This window comes from Fontivita pretiosa (assembly GCF_050410795.1).
Taxonomy (GTDB): Bacteria; Planctomycetota; Phycisphaerae; order Tepidisphaerales; family Tepidisphaeraceae; genus Fontivita; species Fontivita pretiosa.
Genome location: NZ_CP191258.1, coordinates 5,110,928 through 5,137,783, shown reverse-complemented (window position 1 = coordinate 5,137,783; position 26,856 = coordinate 5,110,928). Strand labels below are relative to the sequence as shown.

Annotated in this window: 23 protein-coding genes and 1 pseudogene; 15 read left to right on the top strand and 9 right to left on the bottom strand. The window is 63.9% G+C overall.

Annotation, left to right across the window (positions count from 1 at the left end):
• The first annotated feature begins 3 nt into the window (after positions 1–3).
• The 3 genes from ACQS5P_RS20890 (at position 4) to ACQS5P_RS20880 (ending at position 1,406) form a co-directional block, all read left to right on the top strand.
• On the top strand, positions 4–282 hold the full coding sequence (locus ACQS5P_RS20890; RefSeq protein ID WP_428938555.1) for a DUF5985 family protein: 279 nt from the start codon (positions 4–6) through the stop codon (positions 280–282).
• Between the two features lie 30 nt (positions 283–312).
• Positions 313–579: a DUF5985 family protein gene (locus ACQS5P_RS20885; protein ID WP_428938554.1), complete on the top strand. Its 267-nt coding sequence runs from the start codon at positions 313–315 to the stop codon at positions 577–579.
• A 215-nt stretch (positions 580–794) separates the two neighbouring features.
• The gene (locus ACQS5P_RS20880; RefSeq protein WP_428938553.1) at positions 795–1,406 is read left to right on the top strand and encodes a hypothetical protein; all 612 of its coding nucleotides are present in this window, start codon (positions 795–797) and stop codon (positions 1,404–1,406) included.
• 105 nt (positions 1,407–1,511) lie between these two features.
• Here the strand turns inward: ACQS5P_RS20880 and ACQS5P_RS20875 are convergent, their stop codons facing one another.
• Positions 1,512–2,057: a hypothetical protein gene (locus tag ACQS5P_RS20875; protein WP_428938552.1), complete on the bottom strand. Its 546-nt coding sequence runs from the start codon at positions 2,055–2,057 to the stop codon at positions 1,512–1,514.
• 262 nt (positions 2,058–2,319) lie between these two features.
• Here ACQS5P_RS20875 and ACQS5P_RS20870 point away from each other — a divergent pair, with 262 nt between their 5' ends.
• On the top strand, positions 2,320–3,480 hold the full coding sequence (locus ACQS5P_RS20870; protein WP_428938551.1) for a uroporphyrinogen decarboxylase family protein: 1,161 nt from the start codon (positions 2,320–2,322) through the stop codon (positions 3,478–3,480).
• A 19-nt stretch (positions 3,481–3,499) separates the two neighbouring features.
• Here ACQS5P_RS20870 and ACQS5P_RS20865 read toward each other — a convergent pair whose 3' ends face one another.
• Both ACQS5P_RS20865 and ACQS5P_RS20860 read right to left on the bottom strand, forming a co-directional pair.
• Complete coding sequence (locus tag ACQS5P_RS20865; protein ID WP_428938550.1) at positions 3,500–4,954, bottom strand: Nramp family divalent metal transporter; 1,455 nt, start codon at positions 4,952–4,954, stop codon at positions 3,500–3,502.
• 35 nt (positions 4,955–4,989) lie between these two features.
• Positions 4,990–5,589, bottom strand: coding sequence for a hypothetical protein (locus ACQS5P_RS20860; protein ID WP_428938549.1), 600 nt, complete (start codon positions 5,587–5,589; stop codon positions 4,990–4,992).
• Positions 5,590–5,749: 160 nt separating this feature from the next.
• On the opposite strand from ACQS5P_RS20860, the gene ACQS5P_RS20855 reads away from it, so the two are divergent.
• On the top strand, positions 5,750–7,267 hold the full coding sequence (locus tag ACQS5P_RS20855; RefSeq protein WP_428938548.1) for an AAA family ATPase: 1,518 nt from the start codon (positions 5,750–5,752) through the stop codon (positions 7,265–7,267).
• Here ACQS5P_RS20855 and ACQS5P_RS20850 read toward each other — a convergent pair.
• The 3 genes from ACQS5P_RS20850 to ACQS5P_RS20840 all read right to left on the bottom strand — a co-directional run bounded on the left by ACQS5P_RS20850 (position 7,264) and on the right by ACQS5P_RS20840 (position 14,545).
• Positions 7,264–12,339, bottom strand: coding sequence for a tetratricopeptide repeat protein (locus tag ACQS5P_RS20850; protein ID WP_428938547.1), 5,076 nt, complete (start codon positions 12,337–12,339; stop codon positions 7,264–7,266). The genes ACQS5P_RS20855 and ACQS5P_RS20850 overlap by 4 nt on opposite strands.
• Positions 12,340–12,484: 145 nt before the next feature.
• Positions 12,485–12,826, bottom strand: a complete 342-nt coding sequence (gene xseB, locus ACQS5P_RS20845; protein ID WP_428938546.1) for an exodeoxyribonuclease VII small subunit — start codon at positions 12,824–12,826, stop codon at positions 12,485–12,487.
• A gap of 51 nt (positions 12,827–12,877) precedes the next feature.
• Positions 12,878–14,545 carry a fucose isomerase gene (locus tag ACQS5P_RS20840; RefSeq protein WP_428938545.1) on the bottom strand — a complete coding sequence of 556 codons (1,668 nt, stop codon included), beginning with the start codon at positions 14,543–14,545 and terminating at the stop codon, positions 12,878–12,880.
• Positions 14,546–14,654: 109 nt separating this feature from the next.
• Between ACQS5P_RS20840 and ACQS5P_RS20835 the strand changes: the two genes are divergently transcribed.
• On the top strand, positions 14,655–15,098 hold the full coding sequence (locus ACQS5P_RS20835) for an RbsD/FucU family protein (RefSeq protein WP_428938544.1): 444 nt from the start codon (positions 14,655–14,657) through the stop codon (positions 15,096–15,098).
• Between the two features lie 51 nt (positions 15,099–15,149).
• On the opposite strand, the gene ACQS5P_RS20830 is transcribed toward ACQS5P_RS20835, so the two are convergent.
• Positions 15,150–15,554 (bottom strand): hypothetical protein, encoded by a 405-nt coding sequence (locus ACQS5P_RS20830; RefSeq protein WP_428938543.1) that lies wholly within the window; start codon positions 15,552–15,554, stop codon positions 15,150–15,152.
• A 180-nt stretch (positions 15,555–15,734) separates the two neighbouring features.
• Between ACQS5P_RS20830 and ACQS5P_RS20825 the strand changes: the two are divergent.
• The 9 genes and pseudogenes from ACQS5P_RS20825 to ACQS5P_RS20785 all read left to right on the top strand — a co-directional run.
• Positions 15,735–16,114: pseudogene (locus ACQS5P_RS20825) on the top strand (tyrosine-type recombinase/integrase); the annotation flags it as partial.
• A 161-nt stretch (positions 16,115–16,275) separates the two neighbouring features.
• Positions 16,276–16,632: a VOC family protein gene (locus tag ACQS5P_RS20820; RefSeq protein ID WP_428938542.1), complete on the top strand. Its 357-nt coding sequence runs from the start codon at positions 16,276–16,278 to the stop codon at positions 16,630–16,632.
• 611 nt (positions 16,633–17,243) lie between these two features.
• On the top strand, positions 17,244–17,690 hold the full coding sequence (locus ACQS5P_RS20815; RefSeq protein WP_428938541.1) for a VOC family protein: 447 nt from the start codon (positions 17,244–17,246) through the stop codon (positions 17,688–17,690).
• Between the two features lie 69 nt (positions 17,691–17,759).
• On the top strand, positions 17,760–18,398 hold the full coding sequence (gene coaE / locus ACQS5P_RS20810; protein WP_428938540.1) for a dephospho-CoA kinase: 639 nt from the start codon (positions 17,760–17,762) through the stop codon (positions 18,396–18,398).
• Between the two features lie 530 nt (positions 18,399–18,928).
• Positions 18,929–20,452 (top strand): transcription termination factor Rho, encoded by a 1,524-nt coding sequence (gene rho / locus ACQS5P_RS20805; protein WP_428938539.1) that lies wholly within the window; start codon positions 18,929–18,931, stop codon positions 20,450–20,452.
• Positions 20,453–20,588: 136 nt separating this feature from the next.
• Complete coding sequence (locus ACQS5P_RS20800) at positions 20,589–22,151, top strand: hypothetical protein (RefSeq protein WP_428938538.1); 1,563 nt, start codon at positions 20,589–20,591, stop codon at positions 22,149–22,151.
• 20 nt (positions 22,152–22,171) lie between these two features.
• Positions 22,172–23,701: a proline--tRNA ligase gene (gene proS / locus ACQS5P_RS20795; protein ID WP_428938537.1), complete on the top strand. Its 1,530-nt coding sequence runs from the start codon at positions 22,172–22,174 to the stop codon at positions 23,699–23,701.
• Between the two features lie 49 nt (positions 23,702–23,750).
• Positions 23,751–24,587 carry an arginyltransferase gene (locus ACQS5P_RS20790; RefSeq protein WP_428938536.1) on the top strand — a complete coding sequence of 279 codons (837 nt, stop codon included), beginning with the start codon at positions 23,751–23,753 and terminating at the stop codon, positions 24,585–24,587.
• A gap of 77 nt (positions 24,588–24,664) precedes the next feature.
• Positions 24,665–25,102 carry a response regulator gene (locus ACQS5P_RS20785; RefSeq protein WP_428938535.1) on the top strand — a complete coding sequence of 146 codons (438 nt, stop codon included), beginning with the start codon at positions 24,665–24,667 and terminating at the stop codon, positions 25,100–25,102.
• 86 nt (positions 25,103–25,188) lie between these two features.
• Here the strand turns inward: ACQS5P_RS20785 and ACQS5P_RS20780 are convergent, their stop codons facing one another.
• Together ACQS5P_RS20780 and ACQS5P_RS20775 are read right to left on the bottom strand one after the other, a co-directional pair.
• Positions 25,189–25,503, bottom strand: coding sequence for a hypothetical protein (locus tag ACQS5P_RS20780; RefSeq protein WP_428938534.1), 315 nt, complete (start codon positions 25,501–25,503; stop codon positions 25,189–25,191).
• Positions 25,504–25,595: 92 nt separating this feature from the next.
• Complete coding sequence (locus tag ACQS5P_RS20775) at positions 25,596–26,258, bottom strand: MIP/aquaporin family protein (RefSeq protein WP_428938533.1); 663 nt, start codon at positions 26,256–26,258, stop codon at positions 25,596–25,598.
• Positions 26,259–26,856 lie beyond the last annotated feature (598 nt).

Below are 26,856 nucleotides of genomic sequence, written 5' to 3'. Positions count from 1 at the left end.
GCCATGGCCGAAACCGTCTATGTCCTGTGTACCGCGACGAGTCTGGTGTGTGCCGTGCTGCTGGCGCGGGGATACCTGCGAACGCGCGCCCGATTGCTGCTGTGGAGCTGTCTGTGCTTTGTGTTTCTCAGCCTCAACAACGCGCTGCTGCTGATCGACAAGATCGTGTTCCCGGAAGTGGACATCGCCTTTGCCAACATCGGATTCGCCGTGCTCCGCAGCATTGCGGCCCTGACTGGGCTGCTGTTGCTGGTCTTCGGCCTGGTCTGGGATGCACAGTAGGCTCTGGTCAGAACTGCTGAGGTGGCGGCTGTGATTCATCCACTGGTCAATCAATTCCTTCTGGGCGCGATTGTGGTCTGCTGCCTGGTGGCGGGGCTGTTTTTCCTGCGCTTTTACACCCGCACGCACGACCGCCTGCTGGCCATCTTCGCGATTGCCTTCTGGATTCTTGGATTAAACTGGCTGGCCCTGGCATTCATCGAGAAGGACGAAGTTCGCACCTGGCTGTATGCGGTCCGCCTGCTGGCATTTCTGCTGATCATTTTGGGGATCCTGGACAAGAACCGCACCCGCTGACGCCGCGATCAGCAGCGTCATCAGCTCAATGGCCTGCGACAACGCGAACGGGCGGCAACTGATGTGAAGCCCTCCGCCAGAACCATTCCGCTGCGGCATATTCGTCATATCCCAAACAATCCGCAGGCAACTCGACGGATTTCATCTCCTGCGCAGCTCGCCGCAACGTCCTGCATTCGCCAGCCGACATAGACATATCGTATCCTTTGCTCACGATGCGTGACGAATTGACCAAGGCGATTCAGGGAGACGTGCGGGGGCCGACGATCGGCCACGCCAACCTCTGCCTGCGCCCCATGCCGATCCGAAACCGCATCGACTTTTACGATACGGCCGGACGTTTGCATGGGCTGATCGTCGCAGTGCCACTGTTGTACGGGCTGATCCAGCTCTCGCGCGGACAGACGCTGTCGCTGTTTTTCTGGGTTCTGGTGCTGGCGACGGGGTGTTTTGCGATCTTCGCGCGCCGCCCGCCGTGTGTGCGTCTTACCCCGCGCGGGCTGTCGCTGCCGGACAAGGACAACACCGAGTATCCCTGGGACGAAATGATCGAGGCGCGGGCGCGGGAACATGAAATGCTGATCACCATGTCCAGCGGACAGCGCGTGCAGGTGTCCTACCGGCGGCTGCGCGGCTGCGACATCGAGCGCCTCAAGCGGCTGATTCGCTGGCAGTTCGAGGCGATGGCGGAACGCGCACGCATGGCCGCGGCACTGGCGGCGCCGGTCCCCGTGGCCGCAACCGTCTTGCAGCAGAACCAGCCGCCCGCTCAGCCGCAGCCGCTGACCCAGACCCAAAACCCGCAGCCACGCTGCGCCGCGGCCTAGTCTGCCGCATACGACACGTGCGGCCGGCGAGGGCCAGCCTGCTCGCCGGTCACGCCAGCAACTGCTTCCAATCTGCCTTCGTGTGCGCTGGGGCCTCGTTGCCCATCAACCCGGTGTTCGCCGCGGCACACCGCTTCGTGTCACGTCCGCCTGAAATGTCTGATTATGCCCCACCTGCTTGCTGAACTCGCGGTGCTGCTTGACCGGCTCGGGACCCTGTGACTTTTCCAGAACGCTGGACATGGTGGCAGCGTGCGGCTTGTTCAGACCCGCCTTGATCTGCCGGAACAGCGCACTCTCCTGTGGCGTGGACGAATCGCTGGTCCGGGAACCACCCGATGCCGACCCTGTGGCCGCCGCTGGCGACTTGGTGAAACCGGCGGCGAGCATCTTGGCGGCCGCCTGCGCGGCCAGCGAGGTGTCGATCAGCGGCGGGGGCGCGGCCGAGACCTGCGCCTTGCCCGCACCTGACTTTCTCGACCGCGCCGGCTTGCCAGGCGTTTTCGCCGCGGCCGGCGCGGCGCCGCCCGCCCGCGCCGCCGCCTCGCTTGCCTGTCCGCTTCCCGCGGTTGACTTCTTCTGCTTCCCCGTCGCAGGCTTTGCATCTTCCCCCGTACCCGTCTGGCTGTCGCTCGCTTTGCCCTTGGCCATCTCACAACCTCGCTTCAGTTCAAGGATATCGCAGCATCGAATCGGCCGGAATTCTAACCGAGCCGCCAGCAGCAGGAAATCCCCACTATCCACAACCCCGCCATGTCGTGACGCTTTTCCCTCGACGCCACGGCCACCCGAATCTGCTAATTGCTCGCCCAATCGACGCTTGATTTTCCCCGACCGCTGTCGGTTCTATGATGATCTGGCAGATCCCTGCGTGCGAATTCAGCGTCGCGTCGCGAATCGAGGTCCAGCGCCCATGCCAACTCCAAAGCAGCTTGTCGAAAGTGCGATGCGTCAGCAGCACCCCGAGCAAGTCCCCGTTATGTGCCAGATGGCCAATGGGCACACCATCATCAACACCGCCGTGCATCCGATCGACTACTTCATCAGCAACGAGGTGTGGGCTGATTGCCTGATCCGCATGCGGCAGTTGTACGACTTTGACGGGATTCTGTGCCACAAGCCCGGGCGGGTGCCGGGATTGATGGACCTGGTCGAGCGTGTCGATCGCGACGCCGAAGTCCCAACGTTGTACATGCGCGACGGCGCCAGGATCGAATGCACGCGCGACGACGACGCGTACTACAAGAAGAGCCCGACCTTTCGCTTCCCGACGCTCGATGAGATCGACTACGAGCATCCGCTGGACTGGGCGCCGCAGTCGTACAGGGCCTTTCAGTGGAGCAAGGGAACCTTCGATTTCAAAACACCCGAGCAGATTCCGCAGGAGGCGTTCGGCCTGATCGATCGCGTGATCGAGCGGTGCGGAGATCGCTATTCCGTTCACGGCGAAGTTCGCTCGCCGCTGGATCATTTCCTGAACCTGCTGGGCATGGAGGAAGGCCTGATCGCGCTGCTCACCGAGCCGGAAAAGTCGCAGCGGCTGCTGGAGACCTGCACGAAGTGGTCTGTGGCACTGGCGGTGGCGCAGGTGCGGCGAGGCGCGCACGCGATCAAGATCAGCAGCCCCTTCGCCGGAAGCGGCTTTCTCTCGCCGCAGATGTACGAGCAGTACATCATCCCCGCCGAAAGCCGCATCGCCGAGGCGGTGCGCCAGCAGGGCGCATTCAGCTACACGCATACCTGCGGAGCAATCGGAGACCGGCTGGAGCTGATGATGCGCTGCGGCGTGTCAGGCATCGAGTGCCTGGATCCGCCGCCGCTGGGGAATGTGGATCTGGCCGATGCGGTGCGTCGCTGTAACGGAAGGATCTTCATCAAGGGCAACATCGACCCGGTCAACACGCTGCTTCGCGGGAACAGGCAGAAGGTGGAGCACGACGTGCGCGAGATCCTGGAGACGGCCGGGCACACGCTGGGCGGGTTTATCCTCTCCACCGCCTGCTCGATCGCGCCGCCGACCCCGCCGGACAACATCAAGAGGGCGGTCGAGCTTTGCCGCAGGTTCAAGCCCTGATGCCGCGCATGACCCGGACTCACCCGCCTGTGCCCATCATTCTGCACAGCTCCCAGTACACGCATGCCAGCGCAAAACCGACGTAAACGATCGACGTCAGCGCCAGCATCGAAGTGCAGACGACACCGGGGCGCGCGCCCTGCGGCAATAGCCGGTGGTTCAGCACCATCAGCAGCGGGGCGTAGACGGCCATCGCAAACCCGCCCATGTACGCGGCGTTGAACAAGAACCCCAGTTCGCTGACTCCGCGTTTCTCCATCTGCCAGGTCATCGCGATGCCCACGATGATCCACACGATCGCCACCAGAACATACCACCATCCAATATCGCGTTTACGGGCGGCGGGAAAGCTGGTGTAGATGATGTCGGCGATCGAGCGCGCCACCCCGTCCACCAGCGTAAGCTGCGTGCTGAACAGTGTGGCGACGCCCACCAGCAGGAAAATGATCCGACCCGTCGCACCCCAGACCTGGCCGAGAATGCTGGCCTCGTCCCAGATCAGCGACCCGGGCGCGGGAATCGTTCCGCCAGGGTGCAATACCGCCAGCGCGCCGAAGATGAACAGCAGGATCGTCAGGCTGTTCAGGCCGAAGAAGTACAGGGCCTGATCCTGGCAGACGAAGCCGAACCACGCGCGGAAGCGTCGCAGGTTGTCCGGAGTTTCGGGGAAGCGAAAGCCGGTCGCGGGCGTTGCTTCGGTCCGTCCGCGCAGGGGGTTGAGCATCCGCGGAACCCACGACGCCATCCCGATCTGCTTGTCGCGAAGGTAAAAGCTGTAGAAGAGGTTGGCGGTGCCGCCCGCGCCGGCGAAGACCAGCGCGATGAAAAACGCCTTCACGTCCATGCGCGGGTCGATGTGCCCGATGTTCACCAGGCCTGCGCCAAGGTCGCGCCACGTCGCGGCGCTACCGACGTTGATCGCCACCAGCACCAGCCCGCTCGTCACGATCAGCACCAGTGCCTCGACGGTGCGCTCGACGGATTTGTACACCAGTTTCGGGCCGAACAGCACCACTGCCACCAGCGCGAAGGTCAGGATGGTCCAGAACGTGTCGGTGCCGAAGAAGTCGGCGTCGGCGGCGGTGGAGTGCCAGCCCGGCCCGACCAGAAGCGCCTTCATCGCCGATCCCGAAGCCCTGGCCCATCCCGGCGCCAGCCAGCCCAGAATGTTGAACAGGATGAACAGCGGCGCAAAGCCTCGCCAGATGCGGGCAAAGCCGCTGTAGACGGTTTCGCCGGTGGCGATGGTCCATCGCCCGATCTCGAAGTTCAGCCAGAGCTGGAGGAACACGCCCGCCAGCGCCGCCCAGGCCATTCCCGCGCCGTACTGGGCCGCGATTCGCGGCCAGATGATGATCTCACCGGCGCCGATGGACAGTCCCACGAGGATCGCGCCCGGGCCGGTCAATGCCCAGTTGGGCTTGAGTTTTTCGGGAAGATCGCGCGGCCTGAGCTGTTGAGGCGGCTGAAGCACAGCGGCCCTCCTTGCCCAAAGGACCGGGCGACAAATCAGGCGCCGGCGGCCGAGCGGATGGAGCTGATCGCCGCCCGCCAGGCACTGCTGCTTTCGGAGACTTCGTACACCAGCGTGTCCATCAGCGCGACGAAGTCACGGTTTTCCAGAGATGTTTTGATCAGCCTGAGCTGCTGGGCAAAGTCGCCCAGGACCTGCACGAATGGCTTACCATCCACCACGACCTTCGACAGGTCGATCCTGAGCAACTGGGAGATTTTCAGCACCGACTCCTGAGCGTACTGCCAGGTCGTGAAGCAGCCGCGCAGTTTTTCCATCGCCTTCATCGGCTGGTTCTGGCGAAGAAGCTCCACCGCCTCGTGAGTGAGCCGATCGGCCTCGGCAAGCTGGGTCTCGACCTCGCCCAGAACTTCGCGTGCGATGCGGCGAGGCTCGGTGGTCTCGATGAACAGGGTGTGGCCCAGCAACGGCGCGGCCTTCAATGTGCCCAGCTTGTCCAGGTCCGGCTCTTCGCCGTCCAGCAGGATGTGCACGATCAGCCGGTTGCTCTTCTGGATGTGACTGAGCACCTGGCCGATGGTCTTAAGCCCCAGCTCGTCGGCGGGCAGCGGTTGATGATCGACGGTTACGGACATGATGCTGGCTCCGATGGTATCCCGTTCCGATTCACTGATCCGCCCCGAACTGCGTTGCTCCGGCGCGCCCGCGACGCGCAGCGCAGTAATTTGAGCTATCGGCCGATTCCACGTGAAAGCTTGAGAACGTCCGATACAATCCAGTCCGGAGGCTGCATGGATGAGCGGCGCTGCGACGCCTGAAATGAGCGATGAGCAACGCCTGGACCGCCTGCTGGTAGCCCGGCACCCGTGCGTCACGATCTTCACGTATGAAGAGAACGATGCGCTGGCGGTGGTGCGCAACGTCGCGATGCAGCGCGGGCTGGACCTGTGGCTGTGGACGATCAGCGCCGGCCTGCGCGACGGTCTGATCGCCTCCAGCGCGTCACTGGCCGATACCGAGCATCCCGCCGCCGCACTGTATCACCTGCATACCCGCGAGCCAATGCTGGGAATATTTGTCTTTCTGGATCTTGCCGTGCACCTGAAGGACGAGAGGACGCGACGGCTGGCGCGCGATCTGATCGACCGCGCGGCACGCAGCGGCTCGATGCTCGTGTTGATCGATTCGACCGACGAACTGCCGGCTTCGATCGCGGCGCTGGCGACCCGGATGGAGCTGTCACTGCCCACCGAGCAGGAGCTGGAACAACTGGTCCGCGCAACCCTGCGACAGATCAACGAACAGCGACCGATCCAGGTGGACATCACCCGCGCTGAACTTTCCGTGATCGTGCGCAATCTGCGCGGGCTGACGCGCCGCCAGGCCAGACAGATCATCATCCAGACCGTCGCCGATGATCGCCGGCTTGATGGCGATGATGTCAACCACATCCTGGCGCACAAGCGTCGGGCGCTGAGCGGCGGGCACTCGCTGCTGGAATACATCGAGACGCCGACGAGTCTGGACGATGTCGGCGGGCTGGGTCGTCTGAAAGCCTGGCTGGCGCAGCGACAGGGGGCGCTGACGCCGGATGCCGAATCGTTCGGCCTGAGCGCGCCGCGCGGAGTGCTGATGCTCGGGGTGCAGGGCGCCGGCAAGTCGCTGGCCGCCAAGGCCATCGCCACCGCCTGGAGTCGCCCGCTGCTGCGCATGGACGTGGGGGCGCTGTATGACAAGTACATCGGCGAATCCGAGCGTCGCCTGCGCGATGCTCTGAGGCAGGCCGAATCCATGGCCCCGATCATCCTCTGGATCGACGAGATCGAGAAAGCCTTCGCGTCGGCGGCGGCGCAGAGCTCCGACGGCGGCTTGAGCAAACGCATGTTCGGTGCACTGCTGACTTGGATGCAGGAACACCAGGCTCCTGTGTTTCTCGTCGCTACCGCCAACGATATCGAGGCCCTGCCCCCGGAGCTGCTTCGTAAGGGCCGATTCGATGAGATCTTCTTCGTGGACCTGCCCACGCCCCAGGCGCGCAGGGCTATCTTCGCCATCCATCTGCGCAAGCGCAGACGCGATCCGGGTCTGTTCGATCTGGAATCATTGTCAGATGCTTCTGAAGGGTTCAGCGGGGCAGAGATCGAACAGGCGATCATCAGTGCGCTTCACGAGGCCTTTGCGGCAGCAGAGCAACTGTCCACGCGGCACATCCTCGCCGCCCTCAACGCTTCGCCGCCTCTGTCGGTCACCATGAGGGAGCGCGTGCAGGCGTTGCGTCGCTGGGCCACCGGACGCTGTGTTCCGGCGGATTAGCTCTGCCCGCTGGCGGTCGCGGTCGGGGCGGGCATCGTCCCACCGACCAGCATCCACCAGCACCACAGCGGCGTGCGCGAGCCGAATCGCCGGACGATGGCCCACAGCACGCGACGCCGCGCGCGGCGCAGCTCCGGAGCAAACAGCCGGTTGGGCACCGCGGCATCGGCGCGACGAAGCTGCTGCCTGGCCTGCCCCAGACTCTGCCGGCGCTGCGCCGAGGGGCTGCGGTGATCGCTACTCAGGGCCGCGCACTGGGCTGAAGCCATGCAATAGACAAACTGGTAATACGGTTCGAGCATGGAGGCATCGACTTGGGCCAGTTCGAGCTCGGCCGCGGCCACGTTGTCGGCCAGCGCCAGGTCCAGCGCACGCCAGGCTCGCAACGTCGGCGTGGCGTTGTCCGCAGGCAGACTCAGGGCGTGATCAATGACGGCCCGGGCGTCGCGATCCCGCCCGCAGCGGCGCAGGCACATCACGAGATTGGCCAGCATCCACGGCTCGGCGTCGGTGCGTTGCGGCCAGTCGGACATCCACTGAATCATCTTTCTGATCTGATGAAGCGTGGTCAGCGCGTAACCCACCGCGCCCCAGGTGCGCGCCGACTGGCGAAGCTTTGGCCCGTATGTGCGAAGCGTCCTGTTCACCAGTCGCCGCTGCCTGTGCTGGGCCGCAGCCTCCAGGAACCTGGCGGCGGCGTGGGCGCCGAGCGGGCCTCGGTCGATCAGCCGTTGCAGGAGTCTGGCCGCCTGGTCGTAGTGGTGCTGGGAAGTGAGCTGCGCCATCCAGACCTCGCCGACGAGCGGGTTGATCTCCGAATCGCGTTGGCAGGCCGCTTCGAAGGTGGATTCGATGGCCTGCGCCATGTCCGCCTGGCGCATCGCGTCAACCGCGCGATTGAGGAAGATCGGATCCTGGAAATCGAGCGAGCACAACGCCAGCAGGCGTTCGGCCGCGGCGTGAGCATCGCCCTGTCTGGCTGCCAGAATCACTTCTCGGGCGACGATGTGCTCTGGCTCGGCGCTGCCGCGAACGCCAGCCAGCGTCCGCTGCGCCGCATCCGTTTCGCCGTCCTCGATCTGCATGTCGAACAGCGAAAGGGCGGCAAAGGGATAGTCGGGGGCCAGTTGCACGGCGCGGGCGTAGGCGGCTTTGGCGGCGGCTCGCTCGCCGCGCGCCTCGCAGGCTTCGGCCAGGTTGCCGTGCACGCGCGGATCCTGGGCAAACAGCACGACCATTCGCTGCGCGGTTTCGAGAAACAAATCATTCTGATCGAGCTGGCGATACCAGTCCGACAGCGCTGCCCAGGCTGGATAGTACTGAGGCGTATCGTCGGCCAGAGCGCGCATGCGCCCAACGGCCTGATCGCGTTGGCCGGCGTTCCACAGGATGATCGCGGCGCGGGCTCGCAATGGAGCCGGCAGGTCGGCCACATTGCCGCCTTCGGCGACCAGTGCCGCCGGAGCGCACGCCGCCAGCGCCTCGTCGATCCGTCCGGCGCTGGCCAGCAGATCGGCTTTCAGGTCGTAGGCGTCGATCAGTCGCGGCGAAAGCTCGATCGCCTTCTGCACCGCCGCCAGACGCTGCTCCAGCTTCTCGGCAGTCGTAAGGTTCTCGGCCAGGATCATCCACGAGCGTGCTTCGCCCGGGCGTCGAGCGAGCAGATCGTCGATCGCCTCTTCGAGCAATTGCGGCTGTGCCAGTTCCGCGGCCCAGCGCCTCAGTGCCCGCCAGCCCCAGTCGTATCCCGGCTCCAGGGTGACGGCGTGGCGGATGGTCTGAATCGCCTGCGCTCGCTGGCCGGACTTCCACAGCAGGTCAGCCAGACAGCCGTGATTGAAGGCATCGAGGGGCGATCGCGCGATCGCGGATTGCAGCAGAGACCTTGCCTTTTCCAGATCACCGCGACGCTCATGCGCGCCGGCCAGCTCCCGCACCGCGTAGCCGAAGCCGGGGCTGATCTGCACGGCCGTCTCCAGTGCCGCCAGTTGCCCATGAAGGTCATTGCGGGCGCGACAGACCTCGGCACGGTCCAGCCACAGTTGAGGCTGAAGCGGGAATCGGCTGGTGGCCAGCTCGATCAGATTGGCGGCCTCGTCGAGCTGGTTCATCATGAGCAGTTGCTGGACCAGCGCCGACCATGCGTGCCACAAGTCTGGCCGGGCGGCATGTGCCTCCCGCAGCAGGGCCAGAACCTGCTGGCGCGGCAGCAGTTCAGCGGCGCGCTGGCGAAAGGCCAGCAGTCCGTCGCCGAAGGTCGTCTGGCGGCGAAGTTCATCCCGCACGAACGCCAGAGCCTCGCGCTGCTGAGTTGTGGAATCGCAGGCGTCCAGCAAGCCTGAAATCGCATATTCGATATCAGCCGAACGCGAAATGGCCTGCCGGAACGCCTCGCGCGCCTGGTGGGTCTTGCGGGCCTCCAGGTGGATGCGTCCGAGCAGGGCATAGCTGTGCGCGTCGGAAGGATCGATTCGCAAGGCGATCTGGACCTCGGTCTCGGCCGGCTCATAACGCTGCTGGCGAAGCAGCGCGATCGCCAACTCGCGGCGCGCCCAGGTGTCGTCGGGAAAGGCGGCGACAAGCCGCCGGGCGACGGGTTCGGCCTCCTGCGGCGAGGCTTCGTCACGCAGCCACGTCAACAGAAGCTGCTGAAGCCCGTAGTGATGCGGGAATCGCTCACAGGCGGCGCGAAGATGCGCCAACGCCGCCGCCGGAGACTGCGTCTCGGCCAATAGTTTCGCCAGGCGGGCGTGCGCGTCCACGTTCAGTGGCTGAAGTCGGCAGATCTGAGCCCAGAGCTCTCGGGCGGTTTGAAGATCTCCGCGCAGGCTGGCCAGCTCGGCACTGGCGCACAGTCGGTCGGCGGCACAGGCCATGCCCGCGCCGGCTGCCCGGTCCAGCAGCGCCTGCGCAGTATCGAATCGGCCGCAGCGTGCGTTGCAGCTTGCAGCATACAGCAGCAGCTCTCCGTCGTCCGGTCGCAGCCGCAGCGCCAGATCCAGCACCTCCAGCGCTTCGCGCGTCTGGTTCAGCTCTTCAAGTGCCCAGAACAACGTTCGCACCGCCCGCCCGGAACTGCGGGCCAGACGCTGGAATCGGGCCCGAAGATGCTCCAGCGCCTGGGCCGCTTTGCCCAGATGTCGTGAGGCAATGAAGTAGGTTCGGGCCAGGCTTTCGTTCTTGTCTTCCAGACACGCGCTGAAGCGGTACAGCTCCGCGGCCTGTTCACGTTGTCCGCGATCCCACAGGATGTTCCCCAGCAGGCTGTAACAGATGGCGTCGCGGGGTCGTCGTCGCAGGGCACGGCGAAGCAGTCGCCAGGCCTGTGCGTGCTGGCGCGCGTCGCGAGCAAGCTCCCGGGCGTAGACCTGCCAGAAGATCGGATCCGAATCGCTCCTGCTGCACAGCGGCGCCAGCAGGGCCAGATACTCCTGCCGGCGTCCCAGCGACGCCAGGCACGAGAGCTTGCTGAGCAGCAGATTCGCATCGTCGGGAAACTGTCCCAGCAGCTTCTCGAACACGGCCAGCGCTGCGACGCTGTCGCCGTCGTAGGAGGCGATCGCCCGTTTGGTGCTGGCGGTGAGCAGGTGATCGGGCGAGGCCGCCTCCAGCTCGGCACAGATGCGCACTGCCCCGTCGCGGTCGTGACGCACCAGCGCCCGCTGCACGGCGTAGGTCTTGTCCCACAGATCAGCGTCTTTCAGCTCCAGCCCGTCGCCCAGCAGATCTGCCCGATCCCGCGGCACCATCGCCATCGCCCTGGGGCCGCTCGAGCGATAGCGCTGAAGCATCGGTTCGGCCATCATTTCGATCACGTAGTAGACGTATGGATCGCGGATGAGCAGCGTACCGCGGCGGGAGTCATAGCCGACCACAGCCTGAAGATGCGCGTTGTCCGGCTCGACGGTGGTGAGCGTGAAGGGCACGCCGCGATCGATCAGCGTCGTGGCCGATTCCCAGGTCAGCGTAAACTCGCGCGCGATCCAGCCGTGGGTTTCGGCCCAGTTGCGCTCGCTGTGGTGGGGCGTGCCGTCGTAGCAGATTTCCTCGACGACGGCCAGGTGATCGGCGGGCATGGACCAGTAGCGGCTGATCGCCGCCAGCGTCGCCGGGGCACAGGTCATGTGATGCTGCCGGACAAATGCCACATCCAGCAGCACGCGTCGGGCCGAGGTGCGTGCCTCGGGGCGGGAAAGATTCTCGACGATTTTCGTGTGAAACGGATCGTCGAGCTCCCGGGCGTGCTGGATCGCCTGCTCGATCTGCCCCTGGGCACAGGCCAGATCGCAGCGCCTGCTGGCCAGCCACCTGGCCACGTGCTTTTCCATCAATGGAGACAGAGCCTGGCAGCGGTCCAGCGTCTTCGCCGCCTGGTCGTAGCAACCCAGCTCATACTGGAGCATCGCAAGCTGGCTGAGGATCGGGGCGCTTTCGGTGCGCCCGGCCGCGTCCTCCAGAAGCGCCATGGCTTCTTCGTCACGATCCAGAAGCTGAAGGGCATGCGCCGTGGCCTGGATGGCAGGGCGATACCCGGGGCGCAATTCCATCGCCTGGCGCGCCGCCGCCAGACACTGCTCGTATCGGTCTTCGGCCTCCAGCAGCGCCGATCGCTCGATCCACAGCCACGGGCGCTGAGGGGCCAACTGCTGGGCGCGGTCCAGCCAGGATTCAGCGACGTCAAAGTCGCGAAAGAGTCGTGCGACGGCGGCGTGATGGGCGAACCAGTCAGCGCGGACCCAGGCCGGGGCGTCGGGAAGATCGCCGATGGATCGAAGAAACTCCCAGGCCGGCAGGGGACCGCGACGCTCCAGCAGCAGCCGCGCGTAGTAGTAGCGGACCTCAGGATCGTCGGGGAACTCGCGGAACGCGCGATAGTGCATCGCCGCCGCCAGTTGCGGCGCGCCCAGATTGGCGGCCAGCCGACCGGCGAGCAGGCGTGCGGCGGGGCTGAAGTTCCACTGCCGGATTGGGGCGATGCTCTGGGCCAGGCGAAGCGCCTGCACGCACAACGAGCGCTCGTACAGCTCGCGTACCTGTTCGATCCGCCCGGCCTGTTGTGGGTAATCCGTCACCACTACCCTTCATGCGCGGATCGCTCCATCGCCCCGATGCAGTTGCCTGGGTCTTTCACAGGCCCGCCGCCCGCGCCAAGGTGTATGCGCCCGTCGCAACCGTCAGGGGTGCTCGATGAGAGACGCCCACGAATCGCATCGGCACTCATCGGGACTTGTTCACGGCTGCTTTGTTTTGTGCCTGGCCCGGATCAGCTCCGGGGTCGTCGCCGCTCTGGCCGCCGTCGTCCTGATTGCCCGCAGGCGGCTGATCGTCCATCGCCTCGGCCGCCAATGAACCATCATCGGCCTTGCTCAGCAGCTCGATCTGCTTTTCGGCCCTGTTCAGAATCGCGCGGCAATGCTGAATCAGGAAGCTGCCGCGCTGATACTTGATCAGCGATTGTTCCAGTCCGACGCTTCCCGACTCGATCTCCGCGAGGATCTGCTCCAGCTCGGCCAGCGCCTCCTCGAAGCTCCGGGGCGGATTCTGGGTCTTCTTGGCCATGCAGCAGCCCAATATAACGCGATTTGAGCGGCGTTGCGATTCGCAGGGCGCTCAATCCCATCCCTGGCCGTCCTTTCGCGTGCCGCAGATGTTGACGTCCATCCCCAGCGCCTCGGCCATGCATGCCTTGACCAGCATCGCCTTGTCGGCGTCGTCAGCGCTGTTGGCGTAGACGACCTGGATGTGGTTGGACTTGTGTTTGGCCATCATCTGGTCGCGCGTGACGCCGTAGGTGACGGCATGCATGATCGGCCATTGCGGGGTCGTCGAGTTCCACCGCCGCTGCGTTTCCTCCATGGGCAACTCGACCACACCGCCGCGGCCCAGGTCCATCTTCAGCCGGCCATCTTCGACGTAGATCCGGCTCCACACGATCTCGCCGGGCTTGCTGATTCCCTTGATCGTCCCGCCGCCGAGCCGGAAATACATCGGCGGCTGGCGTTCGCTGGTGGCGCCGGCCCAGCCGTTGATCAGGTGCGACGGGGGCACCGAGCCGGAGATCTCAAAGACCCACACGTAATCCTTGACCGTGCCGGAGCGATCGATGTCTCCCCAGCGCAGGTCGTGCAGCGTGTTCTCGACCGGCTGGCCCATCGATTTGTGCACGCGATAGGTCATCAGCCCATCGAGTCCGGCACACTCGTCCACTTCGTTGAAGTGGGGCAGGGGCTGGCCCTCGTAGAGGATACGCTTGCCATCGCGGCTGCGCACCGGCGGGCGGTTCGAATCGTTCAGCGTGCCTTCGACCAGGTCGCTGGCCGGCAGCAGGTCCTTCAGACCCTGCTGATACTGGATGCCGATGGTGTGGCAGCCGAAGTCGTCGGCGATCCGCATCGCCGCGATGTACATCTTGCACTGAAGGTGGATCTGGTTGTCGGTCAGGTCCGTCTCCTCGTTGGTGCCGGTCAGGAACTTCATGCCGCGATCTTCCATCCACCGGCGGACCTGTCGGGCCTCGTCGTCGCTGACCTGCATCGTCTCGTAGTAAAGCGCCGACTGGCTGAGCCGCTCCTTGTACACACCGGTGGGGTTGAGCAGCTCGTCGGGGAGGATCGCATTGAACATTCCCATGCACCCCTCGTCGAACACACCCATGATCGCCTTGTTGCGCTTGAGCTGCTCGGCCAAGGCAACCCCGAGCTTCCGCTCGGGGGCGCGAACCTTCACATTCTTGAACCTGGTCACGTGAGGGGTCTTGTGCTTGACGTACCCTTCCTTCAACCAGGCCTTGAGGTAGTTGCGGAAGAACTCGTCGGTGAAGTCCTCGCTCCAGATGGTGGAGTACTTCACGCCGGCCTTGGTCATCGAGCCGTTGAGGTTGAGCATTCCGACCAGCCCCGGCCAGGTGCCGGACCAGTTGGCGACGGTCAGGATCGGCCCGCGGTGCGAGATCAAGCCGTGCAGGATGTGATGGGAATACTGCCAGACGGATTCGGCGACGATGAGCGGGGCGTCGGGATCCAGGCCGGCGAAGACGCACATGCCTTCCTTCTGGCTGGCGATGAAGCCATGCCCTTCGTCTGGTTTGTACGGATGGCCGCGGATCAGCTCATAGCCCATCTCGGCGACGACGCGCTTGAGAGCTTCTTCCATCTTGGCCTGCTCCGGCCAGCACTTCTGGTTGGCGCTGAGCCGCAGATCGCCGTTGGCGATGAGCTGGATTTGCTTCTTCTTGAGCCTTGGTGTTTTGGGAAGGACGGGGATGTTATAGTTGCTCACGGGAGGACTCCAGGTAGAGACCGTTTTTTGGCGGACCGATCTATATCGCAATTGCCTCGGAAGCAAACGATTGCCATTGCTCCGCGGCAATATACATCATGGAGCCGTCATGCTCAAAAACCAACTGCTGCATCCGCAGATTCTTGCCGCGCTGGCGCGCGCCGGGCACGGCAGCAAAGTCCTGATCTCCGACGGCAACTATCCTCACTGGACCCGCCGCGGGCCCAATGCGCAGGTCGTGTACCTGAACCTGGCGCCCGGCTTGCCGACGGTGACCGACGTGCTGAAGGTGCTGCTGAGCGCGATCCCCATCGAGGCCGCCGAGGTCATGGACTACGCGCGAACCGGCCCGTACGCGCTGAAGCAGGATCCACCGATCTGGAACGAGTTCCGCCAGATCCTTCACGACAACGGCATTGATGTGGAGTTGACGAAGATCGAGCGAATGGCCTTTTACGAGGCGGCGGGAACGAAGGATGTCTGCCTGACGATCGCGACCGGCGAGCAAAGGATCTACGCGAACCTGCTGCTGACCATCGGGGTGGTGAAGTGATCCTGGCAGAGCAGGCCAGGCGGATGCTGTGATGTCGCGAGGCGGGGCTGTTCAATCCAGGTCGATGCCGGCCCAGTGTATTGGCGTGGCGGACTGGTCCGCGTGCAGATGCTGGATGCGGCGTGCCAGGTCGGGATGAGCGGCCTGGAGTTGTGGCAGGGTCATGCGGGGGATCAGAAGCTCGCCTGCGTTGGAGTACAGGGCATAGGTCGGTCCCTGGTCGGCGTCGCCGGCGCTGGCGACGAGGGTGGAGTCGCGCCCGACAATGCGGAGGATGACCGCCGGCTCGTCTGGCGCGGCCGCCGTCGCCGGTGCCGGAGCCTGGCGGGTGGCCAGCGTGATGCTGCCAGCCATCGTCATGCCGAGCACGAGGATGAGTCTGTGCCGTCGTGTCATTTGCCAATCGGGCCGCAGCCGCGCCCCGGGGTTGTCCGCCGGGCTGCTCTTGAACAACATCGTCCGAATCGCCCGATAAGCTGAGCAGATTAGCCGCATCGACGGGGAATTTGAAGGATTGCGGTGGCGGTAAGGGTGCCGCGGGCGATAAACTTGATATCCGTGGAACACCTCGAACTGGAACAGGCTGCGGCACAGTTCAAGCCGGTCGTCGATCGGCGAAGACCCATGTCCGAGCCGCCGCACGCCTTGGCCCGCAAGTACCCGAACGTCAATCGCGAGTGGCGTTGGCAGTTTGTATATTTGCCCAGGAACATCGCCGGGTGAACGCGAAAACCGGCGAGCAGGGACGGCACCAGGTTCACGAGTCGCTGGTCCAGAAGGCGATCGTGCAGGCTGTCCGAAAGGCTGGACTGACCAAACGGGTCACCAGCCACACGTTTCGGCATTCCTTCGCCACGCACCTGCTGACAGGTGGCCATGCTATTCGCACCGTACCGGAGCTCCTGGGTCACCAGGACGTTCGCACGACGATGATTTACACGCACGTTGTGAACCGAGGCGGGCGTGGCGTCCGCAGCCCCGCCGACGGGTTGGCTCGGTTGCCTGATGAGCGTTAGGCAGGAGCGGCCTATCACGCGAGAAATCGCTCGACAGCGAAGGAAACTAACAGCTACAATGTGACTTGCGACGATCAACTGCCTGCGCGTCGGCCCGCACATTGGCGGGCTACAGGTGACAGGGGGGAAACTTCCTGTCAACAAGTTAGGCATCACGCACCATGAAAACTCTTTCGGCCATTCCGGTGTTCCACGTCAAAGACGTTGATGCTTCGATCCATTTTTACACAGACGTGCTCGGCTTTGTTCAGTCGTTTAGGTACGGCACTTACGTTGGACTCAAGATCGGAAGCTGTGAGATCCACATCTGTCCACCTGATGATCGCGGTCCTGGTATTGGCGGAGGCAACGCGTATGTGATTTGCGACGAAGTCGATGAGTATTTCGCGAAGATTAAGGCTGCTGGAGCAACGCCAGCGAGTGAGCCGGCAGACCGTATGTACGGGATGCGCGATTTCGTTATTTTCGACCCCGACGGCAACCAGCTATCATTTGGTTGTGACAGTGAGAAGGCCTGACCACGCGCTGCAGCGAACGCGGCTGTCGCGTCGCGGCTGCAATCGGAGCCTCCTGCGGGGCGGGTCGCTGGGCTTGGGTCGTTAGAGACACGAGGCACGAAATGCAGAAGCCAGATCGCCCAAACTCGGCCGACCTCCGGAGTCGAGTCGTTGAGCTGCGCCGCCTCCGACAACAGGGCAAGGATGCGAATCGGCGACCCCGTCAGTATCGCCTCACTGCTTCGGAGCGAGCGCAAGTTCTTCGCAAGACGGGCGGAAGGTGCCACATTTGCGGTGGCGACATCACCGGAGCCTGGAACGGTGATCACGTGTTGGCGCATAGCGCGGGCGGCGGGCATGCCGCAGACAACTGCCTCCCAGCTCACGGGACATGCAACCACTACCGATGGGACTACCTCCCTGAGGAGTTTGAGTTGATCCTGAAGCTCGGCGTGTGGGCGCGAACACAGATAGAAAAGGGCACGACCATCGGTTCGAAAATCGAGCAGAAGTTCACAGCGTACGAGGCGAGGCGCCTACGCCGACGTAAGCATCAGGCGAGAGGCGGCGGCGTCTAACAACCGCATGCAGCGGTCGGCGCTGCGCGCCGCCGCTGATGCCGAGCGATATCCGTGGAACACCTCGAACTGGAACAGGCCGCGGCACAGTTCAAGCCGGTCGTCGATCGGCGAAGACCCATGCCCGAGCCGCCGCCGGTGTGGCTGGTGGCGGTCGAGGACGTGCATGCGCCGGCTGCGGCCGGTCTGGAAACGCAGCTTGACGAGTTCTACATTGGGCTGTTGCGTTTCGAGCGGCAGCAGGTGATCACGGATCAGATCGTCTACAAGGCGGAAAACGTCCGGCTGTGCATCGACGTGGTCGAGCCCCCGGTTCATCGCCTGGACCTTCGCCCGATTGGCATTGAAGTACCATCGCTGGCGGCGCTGGAACAGCAACTGGCCGAGCGGCAGATCGAGTACGAGTGGCAGAAGGGGCTGACGCCGGGCAGTCACACACTGTTGCTGCGAGATCCGGCGGGCAACTGGGTGCAGATCGGGGAGCGACAACGGATCCTGTAGGGCCGCCGTGTGGCCGACGCTGGCGGCGGTTGGCAGGGTTCGACTTGCGCCTGTAGAATCGCCGCGAGCATGTTCGCGGGCAAGCCCATCATTGGATTGGCTGGGGGGATCGGCAGCGGCAAGAGCTATGTTGCCCGGCTGTTCGGGGAGTTGGGCTGCCGGGTCATTGACTCTGACGAGCAGGTTCGCCGGGCGTATCAGGATCCGCAGGTGAAACAGACGCTGCGGCAGTGGTGGGGCGAGGCGGTGTTCGATGCGAACGGGGAGATCGACAGGTCGGCGGTGGCACGATTGATCTTCGCCGACCCCAAAGAGCGGCAGCGGCTGGAACAGTTGTTGCATCCGATGGTGGCGCAGATGCGGCAGCGGGAGATGGAATCCGCGGCGAACGATGCGCAAGTTGTTGCGTTTGTTTGGGATACGCCGCTTCTGTTCGAGACGGGGCTGAACTCCCAATGCGACGCGGTGGTGTTCGTGGATGCCCCCTGGTCCGACCGGCTGGCGCGCGTGCAACGGCAGCGCGGCTGGAGCGGCGAGGAACTGGCCCGGCGGGAAAAATTGCAGATGCCCCTAGACAAGAAGGCAAGTTTATCCGATCATGTAGTCAGGAATACCGCAGGTGCGAACGACGACGTGGTTCGCGCTCAAGTCAGAGAAGTGCTTTCCCGTATTCTCGCTGCGACCGTTCCCACGACGGACCGGCACTGACGGATCCGGCAGCGAATGCCGCGGCGAGATCATCGGGCGCAGGTGCTGGCGGCGGTGCAACGACGGGCGGGTTGGGTGCAGGCCGCCGCTGTGCTGATGCGGGGTCAGTGGGTAGGCCGCTTCCTCCGACCAGGATGACTTGCCCGGGTATTCTCCGGGGTCTGCTCCGGGAACGGTTGTTCGGGGACGGTTTCTTGAAGAAACTTGAGTTGGGCCGAACCTTGGGCCTATGCTCGGTGTAGTAATAGTAATCTACACCATCAGACGAAACAGCGTCGGCGAGTGGCGGGCAAAAAGGACAGGCACGCCGCCGACCGCTCCCGCCCGATGAGCATCTTTGGATGAGCATCTGTCTGTTTCCGTTTCGATGAGCATCTTTCTGGTTTTGTAATTTTCCGACAGTTTTCACGCTGAGCTGGGACAGGCCAAAGGCGATCCCGGGAGCAGTCGCACAGGCAATGCCCCAAGCGGTACAGCACAAACAGACAATCAAAAGACAATCACACCTTTTCTTTCGGAGGCCCTGCCAAATGGCGAAGTCCACAACCCGCAGCACCCGGCGGTCGCAGACGCAACGCGAGACCGAACCGGTGGAAGTTGAAGAAAAAGACAAACAGCAGAATCGCGCCGAGCGCAGCGAAGGCTCCGCCGCCGAGACCGCCACGGCCACGGCGACGGCCGTCGAGGCTCCGCCCGCGCCCGCCGCACGCGAAGAGCGCGCCGCGACGGCGCCGCCAGCGGAGGACGTGGCCAGCCTCGACGCCGAGACCAATGCCAAGTACGAACAGGTCAAGGGCGGCAAGCTCTACATCAAGGACCTGCAACAGATGGACGTGCACCAGTTGCACGAAATCGCCAAGCAGGAAGGCATCCCCGATTACATCGGGATGAAAAAGCAGGACTTGATCTTCCAGATCCTGCGTGCCCGCATCCGCCAGAACGGGCTGATGTACGGCGAAGGCGTTCTGGAGATTCTGCCTGACGGGTTCGGCTTCCTGCGCAGTCCGGAGTACAACTACCTGCCCTGCCCGGATGACATCTACATCTCTCCGTCGCAGATCCGTCGCTTCGGGCTGCGAAACGGCCACGTGGTCCAGGGGCAGATTCGCCCGCCCAAGGAGTCCGAACGCTACTTCGCGCTTCTGCGGGTGGAGGCGATCAACGGGGAAGACCCGGAGAAGATCGCCGAGATCACCAACTTCGAGGACCTGACTCCGCTTCATCCCAACCGTCGGATCATCCTGGAGAGCGATCCGAAGGAACTGAACATGCGGATTGTGGATCTGGTCACGCCGATCGGCTTCGGGCAGCGAATGCTGATCGTCGCTCCGCCGCGAACCGGCAAGACGGTGCTGCTCCAGAAGATCGCCAACGCCATCAGCAAGAACCATCCGGACGTGATCCTGATCATCCTGCTGATCGACGAGCGACCTGAAGAAGTGACCGACATGGAGCGCAACACCAAGGCGGAGGTGATCAGCTCGACCTTCGACGAGCCGGCCAGCCGGCACGTGCAGGTCGCCGAGATGGTCATCGAGAAGGCCAAGCGCTATGTCGAATTCGGCAAGGACGTGGTGATCCTGCTGGACTCGATCACGCGACTGGCGCGTGCGTACAACACGGAAGTGCCGCATTCGGGCAAGATCCTGACCGGCGGTGTGGACGCCAACGCGCTTCAGAAGCCCAAGCGGTTCTTCGGCGCCGCCCGTAACATCGAAGAAGGCGGCAGCCTGACGATCCTGGCCACGGCCCTGATCGACACCGGCAGCAAGATGGACGAAGTGATCTTCGAGGAGTTCAAGGGCACCGGCAACGCCGAGCTGCATCTGGACCGCCGCCTGGTGGACCGCCGCGTCTACCCGGCGATCGATATCAACGCCTCCGGCACCCGCCGCGAGGAACTGCTGCTGGATCCCAAGGAGCTGGAGCTGGTCTATCGCCTGCGCCGGGTGCTCAGCGATATGAACCCGGTCGAGGCCATCGAGCTGCTCAAGGCCAGGCTCGAAAAGGTGCCCAGCAATGCCCAGTTCCTCATGAGCATGAACCTGGACTGATCGGCAGGATCGGCCGGGTCGGCTCGGTCAGGCATTGGATCAACGCAGCATAGGAGGCGGTCGAGTAGCTCGACCGCCTCTTTTTTGTATCCTTATTGAACGGTTCCATCGCTCGCTGGCTGGTGAAAGGTGGGACATGGATCTCCGTCGGCCGGATGGCAACAGTCACGCGGCCGCGGCGCCGGGCGGCGCGACAGCAGCCTCGTCTTCCCGGCAAGTCATCCGAGCCAGGCGCGTGGATCGGGTGCTGCTGGCGGCGGGGGCACTGCTGCTGGCCGCGACCATCGCTCGCCTCATCTGGGCGCTGCCTCGGTATGAGGGGATCATCCACGTTTCCGGCGTGTGGACGACACTGGCGATCGACCTGACCAATGGTCTGTTCTATCGGCCGCTGGTCTCGGAATCGGGCTATGGCGGCACACGGTACATGCCGCTGCACTTCACGCTCCATGCGGGGCTGATCAAGCTCGGTCTGGATCCAATCCGCGCGGGAAACCTGCTGGCCGTGTGTTCGGGGGCTGTCCTGCTGCTGGGCACATTTCAGTTGCTGCGACGACTGGGGATTGGTCCATCCCTGGCGGCGGGGGCGACGATGCTGCTGCTGGGCTGCACATCCGTCCAGATGGGCCTGAGCGACATTCGCCCGGACCTTCTGGCGGCGGGGCTGAACATCTGGGGCCTGGTGGTGTGCCTGCCCCGGCCGGGGGGCGGCACTTGCGTCCGCTGGCCGGGGCTGATGCTGGCGGCAATGCTGTTTGTGCTGGCGTTTGGGGCGAAGCTTACCTCGCTTTTCGGCCTGGCCGCGGCTGTGCTGTGGTTGGCTTTGGCGGGGCGCCGACGTGACGCGGCCGGGCTCCTGCTGTTGACGCTTTGCGGCATTGTCGTGATGGTGGCGGGGATCTATTGGACCAGCGAGGGACGGGCGTGGGAGTCGATGCGTGCCTGCGCGACCGCCGGCGCGAGCCTGGGCCGGCTGCTGGAATCGCCGCACCTTCTGTTCAACACGTCCCGCTCATTCGATCTGCCCGGATTCGTGCTGATCCTGCTGGCGATGGCGGCGCTGCTGCCGGCAGGACCAGGCGCATGGCTGAGTCTGCCGGCGGTTCTGTTGATCCTCACGGGCGGGGCGACGCTGCTGATCTTCGCCTCGCCCGGCACCGAGGCCAACCATCTGGTGGACTTGGACGTCGCCGCCACGGTCGCGCTGGCGTGGCAGGTAGCGCGATTCCCGCATCGCCTCGCGTTCGCCAAGGCCGCGATGGCGGTGCTGGCGCTGGCGTCGGCAGCGGTGCTGTACGAGGAGATTCGCGACGACCGCGCATCAACTTCGCATCGCCAGCAGATCCTGCACGTCCTCGACAATGTGGGTGACCGAAGGGACGGCCCGATCCTCTCGGAGGACCCGCTGGTTCCGATCTTCGCCGGCGAAGCGGTGTACATGCTCGACCCGTTCCTGTTTCGCGTGATCGCGCTGGAGGACGCCTCGTTTGCCCAGCGGCTCTGGTCGAAGCTGGAGGCGCGTCAGTTCCGGGCGGTGGTGCTGTTGACCGACCCCAGCAGGGAGGGAGGCAGGGCGTGGTATCACGGCTCGCACTTTGGCCCCGGGTTTGTCGAGCGTGTCCTGAGCAACTACCGGCTTGTGGCATGGAATGACCGGTATCTGGTGTATCGTCCGCTGCGCGTGATCGATGGTCGATAAGCCGCTATGATTCGCCGCCTATGGCCAAGAACATCAAGCCTCGTTCGCAGGATTATGCGCAGTGGTATTTGGACGTGATCAAGGCGGCGCAGCTCGCGGATTATGCGCCGGTGAAGGGTTGCATGGTGATTCGGCCGGAGGGCTACGCGATCTGGGAGGCGATCCAGCGCGACCTGGATCGACGCTTCAAGGAAACCGGACATGTCAACGCGTATTTTCCGCTGCTGATCCCGATGAGCTTCCTGGCCAAAGAGGCCGAGCATGTCGAGGGCTTCGCGATGGAATGTGCGATCGTGACGCACACCAGGCTGGAGAAGACGCCGCAGGGCCTTCGTCCCGCCGGCGAGCCGCTGGAAGAGCCGCTGATCATCCGCCCGACCAGCGAGACGGTCATCGGGCACATGTACAGCCAGTGGATTCAGAGCTATCGGGATCTTCCGGTTCTGATCAACCAGTGGTGCAACGTGATGCGCTGGGAAATGCGCACGCGGCTGTTTCTGCGAACGGCGGAGTTCCTCTGGCAGGAAGGGCACACCGCACATGAAACCGCCGAGGAGGCGCAGCAGGAGACGCTGCGGATGCTGGATGTGTATGCCGACTTTGCCGAGCAGACTCTGGCGATCCCGGTGATCAAAGGCACCAAGACTGAATCGGAAAAGTTTCCCGGCGCGGTGACGACGTACTGCATCGAGGGGTTGATGCAGGATGGCAAGGCGCTTCAGTGCGGCACGAGCCACTACCTGGGGCAGAACTTTTCCCGGGCGTTTGAGATCAAGTTCCTCGGACGCGACCAGCAGCAGCAGTACGTGCACACGACAAGCTGGGGGGTGAGCACACGGCTGATCGGGGCGATGATCATGGCTCACAGCGACGACGAGGGATTGGTGCTGCCGCCGAACGTGGCGCCGGTGGTGGTGGCGATCGTGCCGATCTACCGCTCCGAGCAGGAACGCCAGCAGGTCCAGAGTTTCATCGGCACGCTCATCGAGCGGCTCATCGACGGACCTGCATCCGCAGCAGTGACTTCCGCCGCGCAGATCCAGTCGTACTTCTTCAACAAGGCGACGCACCAGAAGATTGTGGTGGATTGGCGCGACGCCCGGCCCGGGGACAAGCACTATCACTGGGAGCAGCGGGGCGTGCCTTTCCGGATCGAAGTCGGGCCGCGGGACGTTGAGCAGGCCACCGTGGTGGTCAAATGCCGCCTGGATCGCGGCAAGGACAGCGTGCGGCTCGATCAGATCAGCCCGCAATGGCTAAGCTCGAAACTCGCCGGGCTGCACAACGCCCTGCTGGAGCGCGCCCGCAGATTCCGCGACGAGAATACTCGCCAGGCCATGAGCTATGATGAAATGAAGCGGATTCTGGCCGAGCACGGCGGGTTCGTGCGTGCGTACTTCGAACCCGACCGCCAGGCCGAAGCGCAGATCAAGGCCGAGACCAAGGCTACCGTCCGGGTGATTCCGTTCGAGCAGCCGGGCACCAGCGGGCGGTGCATCTATAGCGGGCGCGAGACCGGAACGCAGGTGTTGTTTGCCCAGGCGTACTGAACCCAGTGGCGGGCCGTGAGCATCGCCGCTCGCCAGACGAGGGAACGTCATGCAGTTGCCGGACGTTTCGGCACAGGATGTTGGGCAGTCCGGTTCGGTGCACCGGAACCACGAGCCTGAACAGGAGTTTTCGCATTACCCGTCTTGGCCGGCGCCGCTGCCGCTGCCGCTGGTGACGTTGCCCGAGCACCCGTGCGTGTACCTGCCGGGACGAATGGCGCAGATGCGGGCGCTGGTATCCAGGCGGGTGCCGCCGATGCTTTATCACGCGCTGATGGATGCCGGTTTCCGTCGCAGCGGGGACTTCATCTATCAGCCAGCGTGCAGGGGATGCCGCCAATGCATGCCGCTGCGGGTATTGGTGGAGCAGTTTCGGCCCAGCAAGTCGCAGCGCAGGTGCCTGAAGAGAAACGCGGACGTTCAGGTGGCGGTCGATCCTCGGCCCAGGCCCACCGATGAAAAGCTCGAGCTGTATTACCGGTATCTGCGTGAATGGCATGGTCAGGTTGGCCCGGATGACGAGGATGATCGGCGTGAGGAGTTCGTGCGATTTCTTTACGATTCGCCGGTGCAGACCATCGAATTCACGTACCGCGATGCGGACGGGAGGCTGCTGGCGGTGGGGATCTGCGACGTGTGCGCGGCGTCGCTGAGCAGCGTCTACTGCTTTTTTGATCCTTCCCCGCCGGCCGCGAGGCGGGGGCTGGGCACGTATGCGGCGTTGTGCGAGATCCGCTACGCCCGCGATCATTGCATTCCCTACTATTACCTTGGATATTGGGTTTACGGATGCAGTGCAATGCAATACAAGAGCGGCTTCCGCCCGCATCAGCTTCTCGGCACCGACGGCAGGTGGCGGCAGCCTGCTGGACGTGACAGACCGTGACCGATCTCATACAGTGTGCACGGCGCTTGCAGACTACAGAAAGGGAATGCGGAGGTTACAATGGTAGACAGCACCCGATGGACCCTGGCGGTCGGGCGACGCAGCCAGTTGTGATGATGATCAGTCCCATGTCCAATCCGTCAGAACGTGCCTTACCCAAAAAATCACGGATCCTCGTCGTCGAGGATCATGCCCCGACTCGTTTGGCGATGAGCAGACTGCTTCGTGAGGCGGGCGCAGAAGTCGTCACCGCCCGTGATGGAGAAGAGGGGCTGGGTTACCTTCTGACGCAACGTTTCGACATTCTTCTAACCGACCTGCGAATGCCGGTGATGGATGGCTTTGAGCTGCTGCATCACTGCATGGCCCTGCCCGAATCCCGACGCCCGGCCAGGATCATCGCCATCAGCGGTGAATACGAAGCCAGCGCGCTGCGCGGCGTGCCGGTGGCGTTCATGGCCAAACCGTTCGATTTGGACGCCCTGTTGGACATGCTGGGGGGCAAGCCGAACTGACGCCAGTGCCAACCGCCGCAACGCCGAAGGTCCAATCTGTTCGGCGCTTCATCCGGTGCAGGGCATTTCGTGTGCGGCGGCATCGGCTATGCCTTAGCCACTTCCACGAACTCGCTGACGCTGGCCAGGTCGCGCAGGTGCTGCGGGGTGGCTTTGATGGTGGCGACCGTGCCCCGGCTCAACTCGGGATGGACCTTGTTGGGACGTTTGGTCCAGATTCGGCCACCGCGACGCTTGGGGATTTCCTTGAAGTTTCGGCTGCGTTTTTCGATGGGTCCGCGGATGGTGCGGTCGGTCATGAACAGCCGCTCCAGCGTCTTTTTTGCCGCCGCCCGCGTCACCGTCTTGCGGATCGTCACCCGCAGCATCTCGCCCGGCGTGGCTTCAATTGCAATGGCCATGTCAGTCTCTCCAGCAGGTCGCGTCCGTGCCCAGCTACGATGGGCCGACGGACGTTCAGGTCAGGGGGCAGAAGTATAGCGGGCGGAGAGGATCAGGCAAGGTCGGGTCGGTTCTGGAAGCGAAACACGGCTGCGGCCGCGGCGCCGCCCGCCAGCGGTGCAACCAGGTAGATCCACAGGTCTCGCAGCGTTCCGCTGCCCAGCAGGGTATCGACCAGGGTCGGTCCGATGGCGACGGCGGGGTTGTATGCTCCGCCGGAGATGCCGCCGCCGGCAATGGCCCCGACCACGATGGTGAATCCGATGGCCAGGCCAAAGTAGGAGTTTCCTTCGGTGCGCGGGGCGGTGGCGGTGTTCAGGACCACCAGCGCCAGGGCGAAGGTGAATATGAATTCCACGAGCAGCGCCCGCGCGATCCCGACGGCCGGTGCCGGTGCGGGGGCGAACGTTTTCGAGAGGATGCCGTAGACCATCAGTGCCGCGACGATCGCCCCCAGAATCTGCGCTGCCCAGTAGAGGGCCAATTCGATGCCGCTCAGTTTTCCGCGCAGCATCGCCGCCAGTGATACTGCCGGGTTATAGTGTCCGCCGGAAATGTGCCCGCCCATGTAGACCATGACCATCAGCACTCCGCCAATCGCCAGCGGCGCCAGCAACAGCGGTTCATCGGTCGTGCCGCCCCGGATGACCATCCCGATGGTGAATACGAGGAAGAAAGTCCCGATGAACTCGGTGAGGCAGGCTCGGATGGCCATGTGCGCGACTCCTGTTAACGTGTTTATGATCAAAAAGTTGCGGCGCGGCAATTCTGGCAGCGGTGCGCGACATGCAGCACAGGGCCGAAACCTGCGGGGGCATCTGGCGGTTGATCGGCCTGATCGAATTCAGGCAATTCCGCGAAAGCGTCCTCGGGAAGCGACTGAGGGCCAACGAGCGGCATTGAGGGGGTTGAACCATGGAGGGGGTTGAACCTGGGCGATTCTGCGGCGTACTGTCTGATGTCGAGCTTTGTGCGGCAGGGATCACAGGCTTGACTCGGGGCGACAGGCTCGGCATAATCTCCCCGGTCGGTTGATCAAACCTACGGCTGAGCGTGAGTGCTGCGGTGTCTTAACTGCGGCCAGCGAAAGCAGCGTTCGCCGCCCGTTGCAGTTTTTGGCAACACGTTGACAACCACATGCTGCCGCCAGCGCGGTGAAGGAACTGCGCCGGTTGCGGTGCCAGGCGGAGTTGTTGAAGCCGCCGACGGCTCGTCGCCGATGCAGAGTCTTGGGCCACGGTCGCTGGTCCGCCGCCTCGGTGAGCAGTGGCCTGCGGATCGATGGGCAGTCTTGCGGAAGCGGAAAGATTTTT

What these genes read in the sequence shown, in the direction of transcription:
- ACQS5P_RS20855 (WP_428938548.1), top strand. Translation starts at nt 5,750, where the DNA reads ATGAGCGGCGCTGCGACGCCTGAAATGAGCGATGAGCAACGCCTGGAC.
- ACQS5P_RS20800 (WP_428938538.1), top strand. Translation starts at nt 20,589, where the DNA reads ATGGATCTCCGTCGGCCGGATGGCAACAGTCACGCGGCCGCGGCGCCG.
- proS (WP_428938537.1), top strand. Translation starts at nt 22,172, where the DNA reads ATGGCCAAGAACATCAAGCCTCGTTCGCAGGATTATGCGCAGTGGTAT.
- xseB (WP_428938546.1), bottom strand. Translation starts at nt 12,826, where the DNA reads ATGGCCAAGAAGACCCAGAATCCGCCCCGGAGCTTCGAGGAGGCGCTG.
- ACQS5P_RS20835 (WP_428938544.1), top strand. Translation starts at nt 14,655, where the DNA reads ATGCTCAAAAACCAACTGCTGCATCCGCAGATTCTTGCCGCGCTGGCG.
- ACQS5P_RS20820 (WP_428938542.1), top strand. Translation starts at nt 16,276, where the DNA reads ATGAAAACTCTTTCGGCCATTCCGGTGTTCCACGTCAAAGACGTTGAT.
- ACQS5P_RS20880 (WP_428938553.1), top strand. Translation starts at nt 795, where the DNA reads ATGCGTGACGAATTGACCAAGGCGATTCAGGGAGACGTGCGGGGGCCG.
- rho (WP_428938539.1), top strand. Translation starts at nt 18,929, where the DNA reads ATGGCGAAGTCCACAACCCGCAGCACCCGGCGGTCGCAGACGCAACGC.
- ACQS5P_RS20780 (WP_428938534.1), bottom strand. Translation starts at nt 25,503, where the DNA reads ATGGCCATTGCAATTGAAGCCACGCCGGGCGAGATGCTGCGGGTGACG.
- ACQS5P_RS20790 (WP_428938536.1), top strand. Translation starts at nt 23,751, where the DNA reads ATGCAGTTGCCGGACGTTTCGGCACAGGATGTTGGGCAGTCCGGTTCG.
- ACQS5P_RS20775 (WP_428938533.1), bottom strand. Translation starts at nt 26,258, where the DNA reads ATGGCCATCCGAGCCTGCCTCACCGAGTTCATCGGGACTTTCTTCCTC.
- ACQS5P_RS20875 (WP_428938552.1), bottom strand. Translation starts at nt 2,057, where the DNA reads ATGGCCAAGGGCAAAGCGAGCGACAGCCAGACGGGTACGGGGGAAGAT.
- ACQS5P_RS20860 (WP_428938549.1), bottom strand. Translation starts at nt 5,589, where the DNA reads ATGTCCGTAACCGTCGATCATCAACCGCTGCCCGCCGACGAGCTGGGG.
- ACQS5P_RS20785 (WP_428938535.1), top strand. Translation starts at nt 24,665, where the DNA reads ATGGACCCTGGCGGTCGGGCGACGCAGCCAGTTGTGATGATGATCAGT.
- ACQS5P_RS20830 (WP_428938543.1), bottom strand. Translation starts at nt 15,554, where the DNA reads ATGTTGTTCAAGAGCAGCCCGGCGGACAACCCCGGGGCGCGGCTGCGG.
- ACQS5P_RS20870 (WP_428938551.1), top strand. Translation starts at nt 2,320, where the DNA reads ATGCCAACTCCAAAGCAGCTTGTCGAAAGTGCGATGCGTCAGCAGCAC.
- coaE (WP_428938540.1), top strand. Translation starts at nt 17,760, where the DNA reads ATGTTCGCGGGCAAGCCCATCATTGGATTGGCTGGGGGGATCGGCAGC.
- ACQS5P_RS20890 (WP_428938555.1), top strand. Translation starts at nt 4, where the DNA reads ATGGCCGAAACCGTCTATGTCCTGTGTACCGCGACGAGTCTGGTGTGT.